Below are 19,101 nucleotides of genomic sequence, written 5' to 3'. Positions count from 1 at the left end.
GAGGACGCACATGACCACCACTCCCGCGCCCACCTTTGAGGCACGCACCGGTGCCCGTTTCCCGGAGGGATTCCTGTTCGGCACCGCGACCGCCAGCTACCAGATCGAGGGCGCCGTCCACGAGGACGGCCGTGGCCCCAGCATCTGGGACACCTTCAGCCACACCCCCGGCAAGACCCTCAACGGTGACACCGGCGACGTCGCCTGCGACCACTACCACCGGCTCGACGAGGACCTCGACCTGATGGCCTCCTACGGCCTGGACGCCTACCGCTTCTCGATCGCCTGGCCGCGGATCATCCCGGGCGGCACCGGGGCGGTGAACCAGGCCGGCATCGACTTCTACTCCCGGCTGGTCGACGGGCTGCTCACACGTGGCATCAAGCCGGTCGCGACGCTGTACCACTGGGACCTGCCGCAGGGCCTCGAGGACGACGGTGGCTGGCCCGCCCGCGGCACCGCCAACGCCTTCGCCAACTACGCCGAGGTGATCGGCACCGCGCTCGGCGACCGGGTCTACCAGTGGACGACCCTGAACGAGCCGTGGTGCGTCGCCTACCTGGGCTACAGCGAGGGGGTGCATGCCCCCGGACGCCGTGAGGCCGAGGCCACCCTGCGGGCCGTGCACCACCTGAACCTGGCCCACGGCCTGGCGCTGCAGGCGCTGCGCGCCACCGTCACCAAGACTGATGCGAAGTACTCGATCACCAACAACCTGCAGACGGTGCGTCCGATCGACCCCGACTCGGCCGACGACCTGGCCGCCGTGGCCCGGACCAAGGCCATGCACAACGGCGTCTTCACCGGCCCGCAGCTGCGCGGCGCCTACCCCGACCTGGCCTTCGAGACCACCAGCGAGGTGACCGACTGGGGCTTCGTCCTGGACGGTGACCTGCAGACCATCCACCAGCCCATCGACGTGTTCGGACTCAACTGGTACAACCCCCACTGGGTCGGGGCGGGACCTCTGCGCGACGGTGACGACGGACTGCAGACGACCCCGGGACTGGCCGACGTGCGCCTGCGTTCCCCCAAGAACCTGGCCCGCACCCACATGGACTGGCCCGTGGACCCCACGGGCCTGGACGAGATCCTGATCGACCTGCACTCCGAGTTCGGTGACCTGCCCATCAGCGTCACCGAGAATGGCAGCGCCGAGGTCGACGTGGTCAGCGACGACGGGCAGGTGCACGACCCGGCGCGGGTCGAGTTCCTGGCCACCCACGTCAGCGCCGTCCACCGGGCCATTGAGGCCGGCGTCAACGTCGAGAGCTACTTCGCCTGGTCCCTGATGGACAACTTCGAATGGGGCTTCGGCTACGAGAAGCGCTTCGGCATTACCCACGTCGACTACCAGACCCAGCAGCGCACACCCAAGGACTCGGCCAAGTGGTTCAGCGAACTGATCCGCACCCGCCAGATTCCCTCGACCGACCCGACCACCTGGGGCTGAGGCGTCGAGTGGACGACCAGTGGCTCAAGATCGGTGACCTGGTCCGGCTCACCGGGCTGACGTCGCGGACGTTGCGCCACTATGACCACCTGGGGTTGTTGGTGCCCAGCGGCCGCACCGGCGGCGACGTCAGGATGTACGGCGCCGACGACGTCCGCCGGCTGCTGGCCATCCAGCAGCTGAAGTCGCTGGGCCTGTCCTTGCAGGACATCGCCAGCGCCCTCGACGACGCCTCCTTTGACGCCGGCACCGCGCTGGAGGACCACATCGCGGTGGTGGAGGCCAGGATCGCCGCCGAACGCGAACTGCTCACCCGGCTGCGTCGTCTGCGGGGCGCAGCCGCCACCGGCTGGCAGGAAGTCGTCGACGTGATCGCCCTGACCGAGCGTCTGCGGCATCCCGACCCCGCCATCCGGTTCAGGACCACGCTGCAGTCCCCCCGGGAGTTGCCGCTGGAGGAACTCCTCGACCTGCTGCGGGCCGACCCCGTGCCGGGCGTCCGCGAGGTTGCCACCTGGGCCATCGCCCAGCATGGGCCGGCGGCGGTGGACGCCGTGGTGGCCCAGTTGGACGACCCGGACCCGTCGGTGCGCCTGCAGATGGCCCACGTCGCCTCGAAGCTCAACGACCCGGCCGCGGCGCCCGGGTTGGTGCGGCTGCTGCAGGACACCGAGCCCCGGGTGCGGGCCAAGGCGGCCTTTGCGCTCGGACGACTCGCCCGGCCCGAGACGATCACCCCACTGGTGGCGGCGCTGGCCGACCCGGACGACACGGTCGCGGATGCGGTCGTGGGCGCCCTGGGGCACTTCGCCGGCGAGGCCCGGCCTGCCCTGGTCGAGGCGATCGGCGCCGCCTCGGCGACGGTGCGCGAGCGTGCCGCCGATGTCCTGGGCCGGCAGGGTCTGGCGACGTCGGTGCCGCTGCTGGCCGCAGCGCTCGATGATGCCGCGGCGCCGGTCCGACTGACGGCGCTGCTCGCCCTGAGCAGCATCCACGACGACCAGGCCCGGTCGGCGGTGTCAGCCGCCCGCTCCCACGCCGACCCGCAGGTCTCAGCAGTGGCGGCGCGGCTGTCGTGAGGGGTCACCTCCAGGAGGAGTCGGCATGGCGGTGGTGATCCTGGCCCTCGGCTCACGCGGCGACGTCCAGCCCATGGCCAATCTCGCCGGGGGGCTGGCGCGCCGCGGCGTGGAGGTCTCGGTCGCGGCCCTGCCCGAGTATGCCCCCGTGGTGGCCGACCACGGTGACGGTGCCCGGTTCGTGCCGCTGCCCGGCCGACTGGCCGATGCCGTCGGCGAAAGCCGACTGGATCGTCGGTTGACGCAGTCGTCCCCGGGGCAGTGGCTGGTCCTGAGGCGGTGGCTGGCGGCGATGGCGCCCGGCTTCGTGGACGCCGTCACCGCGGCGATCCGCCCGGGCGACACCGTCCTGTCCGGTGTGCTGACGCGCGGGGTCGCGGTGGCCTTCGCCGAGGCGGGTGGCCGCGCGGCCACGGTGACCTACACCGGGCAGGTGCCCACCCTGGAGCGGGAGAGCTTCTACCATCCGGGTCAGTTGACCGGCCGGCGTGCCTGGGACAGCTTCGGGGTCGGGGTGAACTGGCAGTTGGCCACCGCGATCGGGGGAGTGCTGACCCGCAGGACCCGGGCAAGCCTGGGGTTGCCCCAGCCCGGCTTCCGCGGGGGCACCCGGGTTGCCGACCGGCACCCCGTCATCATGGCCGCCAGCCCCGTGCTGGTTCCCCCTGCCGCCGACTGGGCCGACGGGGTGCACCAGACCGGCTACCTCGCGCCTCGGACGAGACCGTTCACCCCGGATCCGGCGCTGGCGGCATTCCTGGCGGGGCCCCGGGCGGTCCACGTCGGTTTCGGCAGCCTCACCCGATTCGCCTCGCGGCAGGAGTTCGGGATGGTCGTCGAGGCCGCCCGGCTGTCGGGGCGACGACTGGTCACCAGCGCGCCCCCGTGGGTCGCGGCGGGGGAGTTCGCGCCGGACGTGTTCGCGGTCGACGGCGTCCCCCATGGCTGGCTGTTCAGCCGGCTGGCGGGGACGATTCATCATGGCGGTGCCGGGACGACCCACGAGGCGTTGCGCAGCGGCGTCCCGTCGGTGGTGGTGCCGTTCGGGCTGGACCAGCCCTACCACGGCGCGCGGCTGCACCGGCTCGGCGTCGGACCGGCACCGTTGGGCCGCAAGCGCCTCACGGCCCAACGGTTGGCTGACCTGATCAGTGAGCTCGTCGACTCACCCCGGACACCCCGGTACCAGCGACGAGCCGTCGAGCTTGCCGCGATCTGCTCGGCCGAGGACGGGGTGGGACGCACCGTTGACCTGCTGGCCGAGCTGGGGATGCTGCCGCCAGACGGCGGCGTCCGCCCCTGACGGGCTCAGGCGTCGTTGGCCTGCCGCAGCGCGGCGTACTGTGCCTGGCGCTTACGCAGCGTGGCGCGGGACTGCTGCAGCGACGACGCGATGGCCGCCAGCTGCGGGTCGTTCCCGCCGGCAACCTGGGCCAGCGCCGCATCCGCGACCGGCCCCAGTTGGCCCAGGGCCGAGGTGGCCACCTGACGCACCGACGCGTCGTCGTCCGCGGTGGCGGCGACCAGGGCGTCGAGCGCGGCATCCGCCTCGGCGCCCAGGTGTCCCAGCGCCTCGGCGGCATGGGCCCGCACGGCGACGTCAGGGTGTGACAGTGCCTCGGTGAGCGAGGCGACGGACTCCTCACCGAAGCTCACCAGCGCGTTGGTCAGGGCATCGCGCTGCAGGGCGTCGCCGTCACCCAGACGGTTGGCCAGCACCGGCAGCACCGAGGTCTCACCGGTGTTCGCGGCGGCGAGGTAGCCCTTGATGGCGACGTCGGTGTTCTCGTCTTCGACCAGCGCCACCAGGCGGTCGGCGAACTCCGCTCGTCCGGTCTTGGACAGCACGTGCGCGGCCTGGGCGCGGGCAGCCGGGTCGTCGCTGTCGAGCTTGGCCAGCACCCCGGGCAGGGTGGCGTCGAGGATCTGGACGGCAGCCCAGGTGATGCGCTCGTTGACCTGGCGGTCGGTCTCGACACCGATGCGGGCGACCAGCAGGTCGGCGGCGCCGGTCACCCGGTGGGTGCCGATCAGCGAGGCGGCGTCGAAACGGTCATGGAGGTCCTCGCTGGTCAGCTCACGGGCGAGCTTGGCGATGGTCTCTGCGGTGATGGTGGTCATGGGACCCTCCTTCGGTCACCTACCACGCTAGAGGTTGACGCAACGTCAAGGTCAAGTCGCCCACCCGGCCAGCTGCAGTAGTTAGCGCCTCCTGCACGGTTTGAAGCGCTGCAGCAGTCGCTAACTACTGCAACTGGGCGGCCGGAGGTCGGGATCGGCCCAGGTCGCGGTCCCAGACCGGTTCAGTCCAGTCGACCGAATGCCCTGGTGGTCAGCACCAGGGCCTCGGCCTCGTCGCTGGCGTCCAGGTCGACCACCGCGTGGATCTGCCAGTCGTGGTCGCCGTCGGGGTCGCTGACGATCTGGCGGACCACCCACATCCGCGGGTTGGTCCGGTCGACCAGGATCCGCGCCGCCGACCGCGCGTCGGCGTCGAGCAGGATGTCGTCGTGCTCGTCCCAGTACTGGCCCAGGGCGTCGTCCCAGTCGTCGCCCGTGAAGTCCTTGTTGCCGGGCTCCAGCGCCTCCAGGGCGTCGACCTTGTCCGCCGCGGCCAATGTCACCCGTTGCCACAGTGCATTGCGCACCAGCACCTGGAAGGTGCGTTCGTTCGACGTGAGTCGCACCTCGACCGGCGCGGCCTGCGGACGGGCGCTCTCGCCGTCCCACTGGGTCAGCGCCTCCCACTCGTCCAGCAGGGACGAGTCGGTCATCCGCACGGTGTCGCCCAGCCAGTCCAGCAAGGTCTCGAACTCGGGGGTGCGCGCCGACTCCGGCACGGTCTGGCGCAGCGCCCGGTAGGCGTCGGTCAGGTAGCGCAGCAGCAGGCCCTCGACCCGTTCGATCTTCAGCCAGGCGACGTACTCGCCGAAGGTCATCGCCCGCTCGTACATGTCGCGGATGATCGACTTCGGTGACAGCGCGGCCTCGGCGATCCAGGGATGGCGAGGGTGGAACAGGCCGAAGGTGTGGTCGAGCAGGTCCTTCAACGGACGCGCGTAGGACACCTCCTCCAGCGCGGTCATGCGTTCGTCGTAGTCCAGGCCGTCGGCCTTCATCTCGGCCACGGCCTCGCCGCGTTCCCGGAACTGCTGGGCCAGCAGCACCTGACGCGGGTCCTCCAGGGTGGCCTCGATGACGCTGACCACGTCCAGGACGTAGTCGGGCGACTCGGGGTCGAGCACCTCCAGCACCTCGGTCGCGAAGGCCGACAGGGGCTGGTTCAGCGCGAAGTCGGTCTGCAGGTCGGGGGACAGGGCGTACTTGCGTCCGCCGGCGGTGGGCTGGTCGAGGCGGACGACGGTTCCGGAGTCCAGCAGGGACCGGCCCAGGGCCAGCGCGCGTCGGTACAGTCGGCGCCGCACACCCGGGTCGGTGGTGGAGTGCTCCACGAGGTGCACCACGGCCGCGACGGTGTCCTGGTCGCGCTCGAGCAGGTTCAGCAGCATTGCGTGGCTGATCCTCATCCGGGCGTGCAGGGTCTCGGGCACGGACTCCTGCAACCGCTCGAAGGTCTGCTCCGACCAGTTCACGAAACCCTCGGGGGGCTTCTTGCGCACCAGTCTGCGCAGCTTCTTGGGGTCATCGCCGATCTTGGCGATGGCACGCTCGTTCTCGATGACATGCTCGGGGGCCTGGGCCACCACGTAGCCGATGGTGTCGAAGCCGGCCCGTCCGGCCCGACCGGCAATCTGGTGGAACTCGCGGCTGCGCAGCACCCGGGAACGCTGGCCGTCGAACTTGCTGAGCGCGTTGAACAACACCGTCCTGATCGGCACGTTGATGCCGACGCCCAGGGTGTCGGTGCCGCAGATCACCCGCAGCAGACCCTGCTGGGCCAGGGTCTCGACCACCCGCCGATAGCGGGGCAGCATGCCGGCATGGTGGACGCCGATGCCGGCGCGGATCATCTGCGACAGGATCGTGCCGAAGCCCTTGCCGAACCGGAAACCGCCGAGGGCCTCGACGATGCGGGCGCGGGCGTCCTTGTCGACCAGCGGCGTCGACAGCATCGCCTGGGCGCGTTGGAAGGCCAGCGACTGGGTGGCGTGCACGATGTAGATCGGCGCCTGGAGTCCCTCGATCAGTTCGGCGACGGTCTCGTTGATGGGTGTCAGCGCCCACCGGTAGGCCAGGGGCACCGGGCGTTGGGCGTCGGCGATGACCGTCGTCTCACGCCCACCCATGGCGTGCATGGCCTCGGCGAGGTTGCTGACGTCACCCAGCGTGGCCGACATCAGGATGAACTGTGCCGTGGGCAGTTCGGTCAACCCCACCTGCCAGGCCCAGCCCCGGTCGGGGTCGGCGATGAAGTGGAACTCGTCCATCACGACCTGGTCGACGGGGGCGTCCGTGCCCTGCCTCAACGCCAGGTTGGCCACGATCTCGGCGGTGCAGCAGATGATGGGCGCATCGTGGTTCACCGAGGCATCCCCGGTGATCATGCCGACATTGGCGGCCCCGAAGATGTCACACAGGGCGAAGAACTTCTCGCTGACCAGCGCCTTGATGGGCGCTGTGTACCAGGTGCGTCCCCCGCCGGCGACGGCCGCGGCGTGGGCTGCGGTGGCGATCAGTGACTTGCCCGACCCCGTGGGGGTGGTGACGATCGTGTTGGCCCCGGTCAGGATCGCCAGGATGGCCTCTTCCTGGTGGGGGTACAGGCTCAACCCGTCCTCGGCGGCCGCGGTGGCGACCTGCTCGAAGACGTCGTCGGGGGAGGCCCCGGTCAGGGCCGTGATGTCGAGTCTCATTGCTGCCAACCTAGCGTGCTGCCCCGACGGGGACGCCCGGGCTAGGGTCCGAGCAGGACGGGCGCCTCGGCCAGTTGGTGCTGGCCGAGCAACCGGACGCCCTCCGGAACGGCTGCCGCGTGCAGCACCTCGGCCACCGGGTGACGAGTGCGGTCGGCCGCGGCCATGATCGTCCCCAGGGCGGCGACCAGACCCGCCTCGGGCACCAGTCGTCCGTCCTTCACCAGTTCGGCGGGCGGGTCCAGGGCCAGCAGCAGCATGCCGTAGACGGGTTCCTGGCCCTCGTCGATGGGCGGCTGGAAGTAGGGCACGTCCAGGATGAAACCGCCCTGGCGCAGGTAGAAACGCAGTCGCGCCCGGGGGTCGCCGTGCATCGGGTGTGGCGCGTGGTGAGTGGGGTGCTCGACCTCGGCCAGCACCACCGTGCCGGGGGCATCAGCCCTGATGCCGCGCAGCAGTTCGGCGAGCAGCGCCGATCCGACGCCGCGTCCGCGCACGTCCTGACGGGTGGCGAAGTAGGCGAGCAGTACCGCCGGGGTCCGCTCCAGCGTCTCCAGGACCGCCACGGCGATCGGGTCGTCGACCGGGCCGACAACCCGCACCTCGGCGACACCGGCTGCCACCCCGGCGACCAGATCCTCCACGGCCATCAACTCGTCGGCGGGGAAGTTCGGGCTCATCAGCAGTTCGTGCACCCGGCTGAGCGCGCTCTCGCCGCGGACGACGGTGCTGGTGACCGGCTCGTCGGCCTGGGTCATGCGTCATCTCCTCGGGTGGCGGCGCGGCCGGGAACCCGCCGACGTCGCTTTTGACCATAGCCTGCGCCGGCCCGCTCGGTGGCAGATCGACCGGCCCGCCGGGGGTGTGCGGGCAGGAACAGGCGGTCTGGAACAATGAGTCCCATGAGCGACCGTCTACCGCTGCCCGAGTGCATCACTGGCCCCCGGATGATCGTCCTGGTGGACCGTCGCACCGACGGCGACACCGACGACACCGCCCGGTTCGCCACGCTGGTGCCGGTGCTGGAGGTAATGGTGCAGGAGGGTCTGGTCACGTTCTCGGTGTCGCTGGCCGACCTGGGTCTGCTGCCGCAGTTAGGCGAGTTCTTCACCGATCGTGCACGTTTCGGTGTCCACGACGTGTTGACCACCCAGGACGCCACCCGGGCAGCGGCTGCGGGCGCCGCGTTCATCCTGACCAACAGTGACGACGCCGACCTCGTCCGGGTGGGGGCAGAGGCGGGGGTGGTGACCCTGCCGGCGGGGCTGACCCCCAATGAGTTGCACCGCGCCTGGGGCACTGGCGCCGCGGCGGTCCAGGTGCTGCCCGCCGACATGCTCGGTTCGTCCTATCCCGAGGCGTTGAAGGCGCTGCTCCCGGGCATCGCATTCATTCCCCGGGGGAACCTGGGTGGGTGGTCGATGGGCCGCTGGTTCGAGGCCGGAGCGGCCGCCTGCGTGGCCGACAGCCCCCTGCTGGGTGACGCGCTCACCGGCGGAAACCTCAGCCACCTGCGCGACCGCTGCCGCACCTACCTGGACGTGGTGCCCAAGCCCGCTGCCCAGCAGCAGTAGCCCCACAGCCGAGGGCCGGATGACGGCCCCGGGGTCAATCTGAGAGAAGTTCGCGCCAGCATTTGGGTTTTCCTGAGAGAATCCTTAGACTCGTCTCAGATATGGCAGTGCGTGAGGCTGCCAACCCCGACGTAAGGCTTTGTAGATGACCCAGTCCGGACGCAGGATCGCCGCCGACACCGACGACCTCGAGGTGGCCGATCGTAGCGCTGCCCGTGGTCTCGAGGCGACCGACATGGACCTTGTCGAGCACACCGACGACAGCGCGGCCCCCTTCGCGCGGCGACGCAAGCGCACCGCGCTGCTGCTCGCCCCCATGATGGTGCTGGGACTGGCCAGCACGGCGTTCGCGCTCGGCCCCCAGACCGAGCAGCAGACCGCGTCCCCCGTGGCTGCCGCAGCGGCACCCTCCCAGGCGCCCAGCCGGGACGCCAACCAGGCCAACCGCAATGCTGTGCGCCCCTCGCTGACCGCCAGTTCGCTGCCGGCCACCTCGGCAGCACCGAGTTCCACCGCCCCGAGCACCACGGCGGCCCCGACGACCACCAAGGCCGCCACCACCAAGGCCCCGGCGTCCAAGGCCCCGGCGTCCACGGTCGCCAAGCCGGTGACCGCCAAGCCCGTGACCGCACGGCTCGGCGAGGTCACTGGCACCCGCTACACCACCACCGGGCTGAACGTGCGCTCCCAGGCGACCACCGCCAGCGAGACCGTCACCTCGTTGGTGAAGGGATCCAAGGTCAGCATCACCAGCGTCAGACTCAACGGGTTCACCCAGATCAGGATGAACGGCAAGGCCGCCTACGTCAGCTCCGACTACCTCACCAAGACGGCCCCGGCGACCAGTTCCTCGACCCCCACGACCCGCACGAAGTCGTCGTCGAGCAGCGCCAAGAGCACTGGTTCGAGCAGCAGCTCGGGTGGCCTCAACTACGCCGCCTGCGCCAAGGTCTCGGGCATCGAGGGTGGAGTCAACAGCAATGCGCGCAACGTGGCCCGTGCCATCTGCAACACCTTCCCCTCGGTCAGCAGCTTCGGAGGCTACCGCTCGTCGGCTGACGCCCACGGGTCAGGCCGCGCCATCGATGCCATGATCAGTGGCCAGGCCGGCTGGGAGGTCGCCAACTGGGTGCGCGCCAACGCCTCGTCGCTCGGCGTCACCGAAGTGATCTACGCCCAGAAGATCTGGACCACCCAGCGCTCCGGCGAGGGCTGGCGTTCGATGTCGGACCGCGGTTCGGCCACCGCCAACCACTACGACCACGTGCACGTCACCGTGCGTTGAGTTGGCCCGTGCGCTGAGCTGGCGCATCCTCGATCAGGAGGGGCGGTCCTCACGGGCCGCCCCGTCGTCATGTCCCCTCGAACCTGAATCACTGGTCGCCCCACCAGGGATTGCCCCGGTGTCACGGGTCCTGACCTGCACTGGGTGGTCAGGGGTGAGGAGTCCATCGCTCCCGAAACGTCGGCCCCTTCACTAGGGTGAGGACATGACGAATCCGGTTGATGCCACGTCCACTGCCGCCTGGTCGACGCTGACCACCCTCGCCGACAAGCTGCAGCCAGACCTGCGCGGCTGGTTCGCCGACGATCCCGGGCGTGCCGCGCGCTACTCGATCACCGCCGGTGACCTGTATGCCGACCTGTCCAAGAACTGGATCACCGACGAGGTGCGCGACGCCCTGGTCGCGCTGGCCGACCAGGTCGGGCTGGCCGAACGCCGCGACGCCATGTACCGCGGCGAGAGGATCAACGTCACCGAGAACCGCTCGGTGCTGCACACCGCACTGCGGCTGCCCCGGGACAAGCCGTTGGTCGTCGACGGGACCGACGTCGTCGCCGAGGTGCACGCCACCCTCGACAAGGTCTACGCCTTTGCCGACAAGGTCCGCTCCGGCGCCTGGACCGGGGTCACCGGCAAGCCGATCACCCACGTCGTCAACATTGGCATCGGCGGCTCCGACCTCGGCCCGGTCATGGTCTACGAGGCGCTGTTGCCCTACAAGACCGACGCCCTGGAATGCCGCTTCGTGTCGAACATCGACCCCAATGACCTGGCCGAGAAGGTCGGCGACCTCGACCCGGAGACCACCCTGTTCATCGTGGCGTCCAAGACGTTCACCACCCTCGAGACGCTGACCAACGCCCGGCTGGCCCGCAGTTGGCTGTTGGACACCTTGGGCCACGGTGGTGCCATCGATGACTCCGAGGCGAAGCGTGCAGAGGCCGTGGCCGCCCACTTCGTCGCGGTCTCGACCGCCCTGGACAAGGTCGCCGACTTCGGCATCGATCCGCAGAACGCCTTCGGCTTCTGGGACTGGGTCGGGGGACGCTACTCGGTCGACTCGGCCGTCGGCACCGCCGTCGCCATCGCCATCGGGCCCGAGAACTTCCAGGAACTGCTCGAGGGCTTCCACGCCATGGACGAGCACTTCCGCACTGCCCCGCTCGGTGAGAACCTGCCGGCATTGATGGGTCTGCTGAACATCTGGTACGTCAACTTCCACGACGCGCACAGCCACGCGGTGCTGCCCTACGCCCAGTACCTGCACCGCTTCGCCGCCTACCTGCAGCAGTTGACGATGGAGTCCAATGGCAAGTCGACCCGCGCCGACGGCACCCCGGTCACCAGCGACACCGGTGAGATCTTCTGGGGTGAGCCCGGCACCAACGGCCAGCACGCCTTCTACCAGCTGATCCACCAGGGCACCCGTCTGATCCCGGCCGACTTCATCGCCTTCGCGACCCCCGCGCACCCGCTGCGCGACGGCGAGACCGACGTCCACGAACTGTTCCTGTCGAACTTCTTCGCCCAGACCGCCGCGCTGGCGTTCGGCAAGACCGCCGACGAGGTGCGCGCCGACGGCACCACCGACGAGGCGATCGTGGCGGCCCGGGTCTTCGAGGGCAACCGGCCCACCACCTCGATCATGGCGCCGGCGCTGACCCCCGCGGTCCTCGGCCAGCTGATCGCGCTCTACGAGCACATCACCTTCGTCCAGGGCGTCGTCTGGGGCATCGACTCCTTCGACCAGTGGGGCGTCGAACTCGGCAAGAAGCTTGCCCTGGAGATTGCCCCGGCCGTCCAGGGTGACCAGGCCGTGCTCGCCCGGCAGGACTCCTCGACCCAGCAGTTGGTGCGCTACTACCGCGACCATCGCGTGTGAGCGGTAGGGCAGCCTTGCCGCGTCGGGCCATACTGGGGCCATGGCCCGACGGATTCGCAACGCCCTCCTGATGCTGGCGGCGCTCGCCGTGGGCACTGCGCTCGCGCCGACCGGTCTGGTGTGGGCGCTGGCCCGCGGCGATACCCACGCGACGGTCGCCGAGGTGGAGCCGCGGGAGGTCACTCTTGTCCTGGGAGCCGCGGTGCGTCCCTCCGGTGAACCCTCGGGCTACCTCAAGGGGCGCCTGGACCTGGCCGCCGACCTGTACGAGGCCGGCAAGACGAAGGTGCTGCTGCTGTCGGGCGGCTCGGCCGACCACTACAACGAACCCGAGGCGATGAGCCGCTACCTGGTCAACCAGCGCGGCATCCCCGCCGAACACCTGGTCCTCGACCCGCTCGGGTCGGACACCTACAGCTCCTGCGTGCGCGCCAAGCAGGTCTTCGGGGTCGACGCGGCCATCGTGGTCACCCAGCGCTACCACCTGAACCGATCGGTGGCGACCTGCCAGTTGGCCGGCATCGACAGCCAGGGCGTCGGTGACGTCAGCGTCGGCACCGGCACCGGCACCTGGCGCTACGGCACCCTGCGCGAGATGGGTGCCAACCTGAAGACGGCCTGGGACTTCACCCGGGGCCGCACTCCGGTGCTGGGACAGCCCAGCGACGCCGTCCAGGTCGCCCTGGCCGGACGCTGAGCTCAGTCGCTGCCGAACAGGTCGCGCGTGTAGACCTTGTCGGCGACGTCGCGCAGTTCCTCGGCGGGACGGTTGGCAATGATCACGTCGGCTCGTGCCTTGAACTCGTCCAGGTCGGCGATGACCTCGGAGTGGAAGAACTCCTCGTCGGTGAGCGTGGGTTCATAGATGATCACCGGGATGCCCTTGGCCTTGATCCGCTTCATGATCCCCTGCACCGACGAGGACCGGAAGTTGTCTGATCCGGCCTTCATCGTCAGCCGGTAGACGCCGACGACCTCGGGGCGGCGGGACAGCACGTCGGTGGCGATGAAGTCCTTGCGGGTGGTGTTGGAGTCCACGATCGCCCGAATCAGGGTCTGGGGCACCTGGTCGTAGTTGGCCAGCAACTGCCGGGTGTCCTTGGGCAGGCAGTAGCCGCCGTAGCCGAAGGACGGGTTGTTGTAGTGGCCACCGATGCGGGGGTCCAACCCGACGCCGTCGATGATCTGGCGGGTGTTGAGCCCGCGCGAGGCGCCGTAGGTGTCGAGTTCGTTGAAGTAGGCCACGCGCATCGCCAGGTAGGTGTTGGCGAACAGCTTGATCGCCTCCGCCTCGGTCGACCCGGTGAACAACACCGGGGTGTCATCGTCCAACGACCCGGCGCGCAGCAGTTCGGCGAAGCGCTCGGCCCGGGGGCCGGAGCCGCCCACGATGATGCGTGAGGGATGCAGGTTGTCGTACAGGGCCTTGCCCTCGCGCAGGAACTCCGGCGAGAACAGGATGTCCAGGTGGGGGTACTGGGCGCGGACGCTCTCGGTGTAGCCCACCGGGACGGTCGACTTGATCACGATGGTGGACTCCGGCGCGATCCGGTCGACGGCCGCGATCACCGCGTCGACGCTGGAGGTGTCGAAGAAGTCGCGCTGCTCATCGTAGTTGGTGGGGGTTGCGATCAGGACGTACTCGGCCCCCGCGTAACCCTGCTCCCCGTCGGTGGTGGCCCTGAGATCGAGGTCGCGGGTGGCCAGGTAGTCCTCGAGTTCGCGATCGACGATGGGGGCCCGGCGCCGGTTGACCAGCGCCACCCGTTCGGCGTTGATGTCGACGGCATGCACTTCATGGTGCTGGGCCAGGATGACGGCATTGGCCAGGCCCACGTAGCCCAGTCCTGCGACGGCGATCTTCATGGGTTCAGGGTAGCGGCCCCCAGCAGACCGCCCGGCGGGGTGGACGAACGGCGCCAGTCCCAGCGAACACCTCCTGCCAGGACTAGCGTGGGGACATGCCGACCCCCATCACGCCCGTGGGTCAGACCACGTTGCATCGTTTCACCGTGCGACCTCGACACCTCGAGCAGTGGCACGACCAGTTCATCCAGGCTGTCGGCCTGCGCAAAAGCCACGGCTTCGTCACCCACCGCGTCTTCGTCGAGACCGACGCCGAGCCCAAGGTCACCTGGATCTACTCCCACCCCGACCCCGTCGCCGCCGAGAAGAAGTTGATGGACGACCCCCGCGCCGCCAAGGTGGAGCAGGCGATGGCCCCGCACGTGTTCAAGAACCTCGACGTGCGGCCCGTCGAGCTGGAGGCGATGACCCACGCCTCCCACGGCGAACTGGAGGGCAAGGACGGACGCATCGCCATCGTCCGGCGCTACACCATCGTCGGTGACCTCGACGAGTTCCTCACGCTGTGGCGCCGCATCGTCCCGCTGCGCGAACGCCACGGATTCCGCTGCCTGTTCGCCGTCATCGATCGAGAGACCAGGACGTTCACCTGGGCCATTGACTTCCGGGGCACGTGGGAGGAGTTCCCCGCAGGCCAACGCTCCTACTACACCGACCCGGAACGCAGGGAACTGCGCAGGGTCTTCGACTACATGGCCGACTACAGCCTGCACCCGGCCCGGATGGTGATCTGAACCGGGTGCAGACGGGTGTCAGAAGTCGGCGGTGGCCGGGTCGCCGCCCTGACGGTTGCCTTGGTCCAGCCCGCTGAGCAGGCTGACCTGGGTCTCGCTCAACGAGCTGGCGAAGACGTCGAAGTTCTCGGCGATGCGGCTGGGGGTCACCGACTTGGGGATGACGATGTTGCCGATCTGCAGGTGCCAACGGATGATCACCTGGGCCGGGCTCAGCCCGGTCTCCTCAGCCACCTGACGGACCTGGGGCAGTTCCAGGTCGCGGGGGTCGCGCTGGTTGCCCAGCGGGCTCCAGGCCTCGACGTGGATGCCGCGGCGCCCCAACTCGGCGCGCAGTTCGTCCCGGTTGAACGACGGGTGGCACTCGATCTGGTTCAGGCTCGGCTTGGAGCCGTCCAACCGGTCCAGGTGGTCGGGGTTGAAGTTCGAGACGCCGATGCTGCGGGTCAGGCCCTCGGCCTTGAACTGCTGCAACGAGTCCCAGGCCTCGATGAAGGATTCGCCGTACTTGACGGTGGCCGGCCAGTGGATCAGGTACAGGTCGAGGTGGTCGACACCCAGCTTGGTCAGGGTGTCCTCGATGCCGCGGCGGGCAGCGTCCTTGAGGTGTGCGTCGTTCCAGAGCTTCGAGGTCAGGAAGACCTCGTCGCGGGCAACACCGGACTCGGCCAGGGCGCGACCGACGCCCTCCTCGTTGCCGTAGACGGCGGCGGTGTCGATGTGGCGGTAGCCGACCTCGAGGGCGGTCAGGACGGGCGCGACGACCTCGTCGTTCTTGACCCGCCAGACGCCGTAGCCGAGCTGGGGAATCTGGACGCCATCATTGAGCGTGACGGTAGGAACAGTCATGGGGTGCCTTTCATCGTGGGAACCGCCGCCAAGCCTAGTCACCATCGGCCCCGCAGGCCCCAGTGATGGCCGAAACGCGCGTGCTGGGCCCACCGTGCGGCCATGAAAGAATGGGCACCATGTCTTCGCAGTCCCTCGCAGCAGCCTCGCTGCCGGCCCAGCTCACCGAACGCGTACAGGCGGTGGCCGGCATCGACCCCGAGATGCGTCCGGCCACCAAACCGCAGTTCGGCCACTTCCAGTCCAACGTGGCCCTGCGCCTGGCCAAGACGGTCGGCAAGCCGCCCCGGGAGGTGGCCGCCGACCTGGTGGAGCGCCTGGACCTGGACGACGTCTGCGAACCGCTGGAGATCGCCGGTCCCGGCTTCATCAACTTCCGGATCAAGGCCAGCGTGCTGGCCGCGACGGCCACCGCCCTGCTCGAGGATGCCAACGACGGCATCGTCGCGGCCGAGGTGTCGCAGCGGGTGGTCATCGACTACTCGGCGCCCAACGTCGCCAAGCAGATGCACGTGGGACACCTGCGCACCACCATCATCGGCGACTGCTTCAATCGCGTGCTGACGGCGCTGGGACACACCGTCATTCCGCAGAACCACATCGGCGACTGGGGCACCCAGTTCGGCATGCTGATCGAGCAGGTTCGCGACGAGGACATTGACGCCAGCCAGCTGACCCTGGCCGAGGCCGACGCCCTGTACAAGCGGGCCGCGGCCCGCTTCCGCGCCGACGAGGAGTTCGCCACCCGCGCCCGTGCCCGGGTCGCGGTCTTCCAGGGCGGTGACGAGGAGTCATTGGCAATCTGGCGCCAGCTCGTCGAGATCAGCAAGCCGGCCTTCAACGAGGCCTACCGCCGCCTCGGGGTGCTGCTGACCGATGACGACCTGGCCGGTGAGTCGACCTACAACGATGACCTGCCAGTGCTGGTCGACGAACTGGAGTCCTCGGGCGTGGCCGTGGTCGACGACGGCGCCCTGTGCGTCTTCGTCGATGGGTTCGAGGCGCCCCTGATCGTGCGCAAGAGCGACGGCGGCTACGGCTATGCCACCACCGACCTGGCGGCCATCCGCCGCCGGGTGCGCCAGTTGGATGCCGACCGGATCATCTACGTCACCGACGTGCGCCAGGGCGGCCACTTTGCGCAGGTCTTCGCCGCGGCCCGCAAGGCCGGCTTCCTGCCCGAGGACGTCCTGGCCCAGCACGTCGGCTACGGCATGGTGCTGGGCACCGACGGCAAGCCGTTCAAGACCCGGGACGGGTCGGCGGCCACGCTCTCGTCACTGCTGGACGCCGCCGAGGAGGTGGCCGCACCGAACATCGCGCTGGCCGCCATCAAGTACGCGGACCTGTCGAACGGACTGCAGAAGGACTACACCTTCGACGCCGAACGGATGGTGCAGACCAGCGGCGACACCGGCCCCTACCTGCAGTACGCCCACGCCCGGATCAGCCAGATCCTGCGCAAGGCCGAGGCCGACGACCTGCCGGGCCGAGTGATCACGGTGCTCGAGGAGCCCGCCGAGCAGCAGTTGGCACTGCTGCTGTCGCGTTTCGGCGAGGTCGTCACCGAGGTCGGCCAGGCGCTGACCCCCCACAAGCTGTGCGGCTACCTCTACGAGTTGGCCGGCGCCTACTCCACCTTCTACGAGCAGTGCCCGGTGCTGAAGAGCACCGGCGAGCTGCGCGAGTCACGGCTGGCGCTGTGCCGGGTCACCCAGCAGGTGCTGGCCCGAGGCCTGTACCTGCTGGGCATCGACGCCCCCGACCGGATGTGAGGGCTACTTCTTCTTGCCCTTGGCCTGCTTCGGGACGACGATCTGGTCGTCACCGGCGACGGAGGCGAAGTTGGTGACGATCTGCGGCGCCGCGTCCGGGTGCTGCAGACGATCATTGGCCAGCCAGGCGGCGCCGATGATGCCCGCCTTGTTGCGCAGCTGGGCCGGGACCATGGGCGTCTTCAGCGTCAGGTTCGGCATGAACTTCGCGTGGTCCTTGCTGACCCCGCCGCCCACGACGAACAGGTCGGGCCAGAACAGCATCTCGACCACCTCGTAGTAGCGCTGCAGTCGCACTGCCCAGTCCTTGTAGCTGAGGCCCAGACGATCCTTGATCGAGCTGGCGGCCTGGGTCTCGGCGTCGTGGCCGTCGATCTCGAGGTGGCCGAGTTCGGTATTGGGCACCAGGTTGCCGTCCAGGATCAGCGCCGAGCCGATGCCGGTGCCCAGCGTGGTCAGGATGACCAGGCCGGTGACGCCCTTGGCTGCCCCGTAGTGGACCTCGGCCACACCGGCGGCGTCGGCGTCGTTGACCAGGGTGATCGGGCGTCCGAGCTGGTCGGCGAAGAACTGGTCGGCCTGCAGGCCGGCCCACTGCTGGTCGAGGTTCGCGATGAAGGGCACCTTGCCGTGCACGACCGGCGCCGGAATCGTCAGACCGATGGGGCCGTCGCCGATCGTGTCCCCGAAGTGGTCGATGATCTCGGCCACCACCTTGGCCACGTTCTTCGGGGTCGAGGTGGACGGGGTGTCGATGCGCAGCCGCGCGGCCGCGAAGTCGCCGACCTCCAGGTCGACGGGCGCGCCCTTGATGCCCGAACCGCCCACGTCAATGCCCAGCACATGTGTCATGGGCACAGCCTAGGACAGAGGCGCGTCGACGTGCAGGGCGGAGGGGGCCGGATCCTCGCCGGTGGCCGCGGGTGGCGACGTGCGGGTGCTGAGGGTGACCCCCGTGCTGGCCCGTCGCTCACGGGCCGCCCGGGCAAGGACCGGCTGCTGTTCCAGCACCTGGCGGGCGTCGGCCGGGTCCAGATGGACGAAGTGCATCTCGACGGGGCCGTCGACCAGATCGATGCTGACCGAGGCCAGGTTGAGTCGACGATCCAGGGGTCCGCGGTGCAGGCGCACCGACTGGGCCCGGGCGTGGTCGATGACGTTGAACTCGCGCCGCAACCAGCCGCGACGGTTGACGGCGAGCTGGTCGGTGAGTGCCCAGCCTGCGTTCCTGCGTCCCCACCACAGGAACCAGGCCGCGCGCTCGGGCACCGGGTTCAGCCGGATGTCGTGCAGGTTCACCCCGGGCCAGACCGTGTTGATGACGGCCATCGCCTCGGCCCAGCTGCCGATCGCCAGGGCCACGTCATTGGCGCTGTCGTCGTCGTCGGTGGCGCCGCCCTTGCCGAGCACGGTCATCCGCACCCGCCACCAGCCGAACCGCCGCCACAGGACGCCCTGTTCGATGGTGAAGCCCTGCACCCGGTCGAACGGGGTGCTGCTGGTCGACAGGTCGGTCATGCCGTGGCTGATGCGCAACCCCTGGCCATCGGTCTCGACCCGGAACCGCCACTCCTTGACCACCCGCTTCAGGACGTAGCCGCCCAGGGGCAGCAGCAGGAACAGTCCGAAGCCGAGGTTGATGGCGCCGCCGCTCAGCTGGCGCACGAGGGCGAAGACGCCGAAGCCGACCAGCGTGCCCAGGAACTCCCCGGAGGTCACGGCCGCGACGACCAACGACCGGGGTGCGACCTGGACGACCAACTGGCGGGGCCGCTCGAACTGGGCCAGCT

At 69.5% G+C, this 19,101-nt stretch carries 16 protein-coding genes; 9 read left to right on the top strand and 7 right to left on the bottom strand.

The window, feature by feature from the left end:
• The first annotated feature begins 10 nt into the window (after positions 1-10).
• From IPV09_RS01180 to IPV09_RS01170, 3 genes are read left to right on the top strand one after another with little or no spacing between them, the layout of a single operon-like run.
• Positions 11-1,453, top strand: coding sequence for a GH1 family beta-glucosidase (locus tag IPV09_RS01180; protein WP_207473081.1), 1,443 nt, complete (start codon positions 11-13; stop codon positions 1,451-1,453).
• A gap of 8 nt (positions 1,454-1,461) precedes the next feature.
• Entirely contained in the window at positions 1,462-2,532 is a 1,071-nt protein-coding gene (locus IPV09_RS01175) for a HEAT repeat domain-containing protein (RefSeq protein ID WP_207473080.1), read from the top strand.
• A 25-nt stretch (positions 2,533-2,557) separates the two neighbouring features.
• Positions 2,558-3,835 (top strand): glycosyltransferase, encoded by a 1,278-nt coding sequence (locus IPV09_RS01170; protein WP_207473079.1) that lies wholly within the window; start codon positions 2,558-2,560, stop codon positions 3,833-3,835.
• A 5-nt stretch (positions 3,836-3,840) separates the two neighbouring features.
• On the opposite strand, the gene IPV09_RS01165 is transcribed toward IPV09_RS01170, so the two are convergent.
• The 3 genes from IPV09_RS01165 to IPV09_RS01155 all read right to left on the bottom strand — a co-directional run bounded on the left by IPV09_RS01165 (position 3,841) and on the right by IPV09_RS01155 (position 8,104).
• Positions 3,841-4,653, bottom strand: a complete 813-nt coding sequence (locus IPV09_RS01165) for a HEAT repeat domain-containing protein (protein ID WP_207473078.1) — start codon at positions 4,651-4,653, stop codon at positions 3,841-3,843.
• A 182-nt stretch (positions 4,654-4,835) separates the two neighbouring features.
• Positions 4,836-7,346, bottom strand: a complete 2,511-nt coding sequence (locus IPV09_RS01160) for an RNA helicase (protein WP_207473076.1) — start codon at positions 7,344-7,346, stop codon at positions 4,836-4,838.
• A gap of 41 nt (positions 7,347-7,387) precedes the next feature.
• Entirely contained in the window at positions 7,388-8,104 is a 717-nt protein-coding gene (locus IPV09_RS01155) for a GNAT family N-acetyltransferase (protein WP_207473075.1), read from the bottom strand.
• A gap of 144 nt (positions 8,105-8,248) precedes the next feature.
• Between IPV09_RS01155 and IPV09_RS01150 the strand changes: the two genes are divergently transcribed.
• From IPV09_RS01150 to IPV09_RS01135, 4 genes are all read left to right on the top strand, one after another.
• Positions 8,249-8,920 (top strand): aldolase, encoded by a 672-nt coding sequence (locus IPV09_RS01150; RefSeq protein WP_207473074.1) that lies wholly within the window; start codon positions 8,249-8,251, stop codon positions 8,918-8,920.
• A 145-nt stretch (positions 8,921-9,065) separates the two neighbouring features.
• A complete protein-coding gene (locus IPV09_RS01145; RefSeq protein ID WP_207473073.1) occupies positions 9,066-10,205 on the top strand; it encodes an SH3 domain-containing protein in 1,140 nt (379 codons plus the stop codon).
• A gap of 205 nt (positions 10,206-10,410) precedes the next feature.
• Positions 10,411-12,087, top strand: coding sequence for a glucose-6-phosphate isomerase (gene pgi / locus IPV09_RS01140; RefSeq protein WP_207473072.1), 1,677 nt, complete (start codon positions 10,411-10,413; stop codon positions 12,085-12,087).
• Positions 12,088-12,127: 40 nt separating this feature from the next.
• Positions 12,128-12,784: a vancomycin high temperature exclusion protein gene (locus IPV09_RS01135; RefSeq protein ID WP_242681077.1), complete on the top strand. Its 657-nt coding sequence runs from the start codon at positions 12,128-12,130 to the stop codon at positions 12,782-12,784.
• A gap of 2 nt (positions 12,785-12,786) precedes the next feature.
• Here the strand turns inward: IPV09_RS01135 and IPV09_RS01130 are convergent, their stop codons facing one another.
• Positions 12,787-13,953, bottom strand: a complete 1,167-nt coding sequence (locus tag IPV09_RS01130) for a nucleotide sugar dehydrogenase (protein WP_207473071.1) — start codon at positions 13,951-13,953, stop codon at positions 12,787-12,789.
• 95 nt (positions 13,954-14,048) lie between these two features.
• On the opposite strand from IPV09_RS01130, the gene IPV09_RS01125 reads away from it, so the two are divergent.
• Complete coding sequence (locus IPV09_RS01125; protein ID WP_207473067.1) at positions 14,049-14,687, top strand: hypothetical protein; 639 nt, start codon at positions 14,049-14,051, stop codon at positions 14,685-14,687.
• An 18-nt stretch (positions 14,688-14,705) separates the two neighbouring features.
• On the opposite strand, the gene IPV09_RS01120 is transcribed toward IPV09_RS01125, so the two are convergent.
• Positions 14,706-15,536 carry an aldo/keto reductase gene (locus IPV09_RS01120; RefSeq protein WP_207473066.1) on the bottom strand — a complete coding sequence of 277 codons (831 nt, stop codon included), beginning with the start codon at positions 15,534-15,536 and terminating at the stop codon, positions 14,706-14,708.
• A 119-nt stretch (positions 15,537-15,655) separates the two neighbouring features.
• Here IPV09_RS01120 and argS point away from each other — a divergent pair, with 119 nt between their 5' ends.
• Positions 15,656-17,311: an arginine--tRNA ligase gene (gene argS / locus IPV09_RS01115; RefSeq protein ID WP_242681076.1), complete on the top strand. Its 1,656-nt coding sequence runs from the start codon at positions 15,656-15,658 to the stop codon at positions 17,309-17,311.
• A gap of 3 nt (positions 17,312-17,314) precedes the next feature.
• Here argS and ppgK read toward each other — a convergent pair whose 3' ends face one another.
• Entirely contained in the window at positions 17,315-18,163 is an 849-nt protein-coding gene (ppgK, locus tag IPV09_RS01110; RefSeq protein WP_207473063.1) for a polyphosphate--glucose phosphotransferase, read from the bottom strand.
• A 9-nt stretch (positions 18,164-18,172) separates the two neighbouring features.
• The coding region (locus tag IPV09_RS01105; protein WP_207473062.1) for a PH domain-containing protein at positions 18,173-19,101 on the bottom strand (929 nt) is incomplete at its 5' end.

The sequence above is a fragment of the Tessaracoccus sp. SD287 genome, assembly GCF_017355265.1.
Taxonomy (GTDB): Bacteria; Actinomycetota; Actinomycetes; order Propionibacteriales; family Propionibacteriaceae; genus Aestuariimicrobium.
Note: the sequence above shows the minus strand (reverse complement) of the source record. Positions and strands in the feature narration are given on the sequence as shown.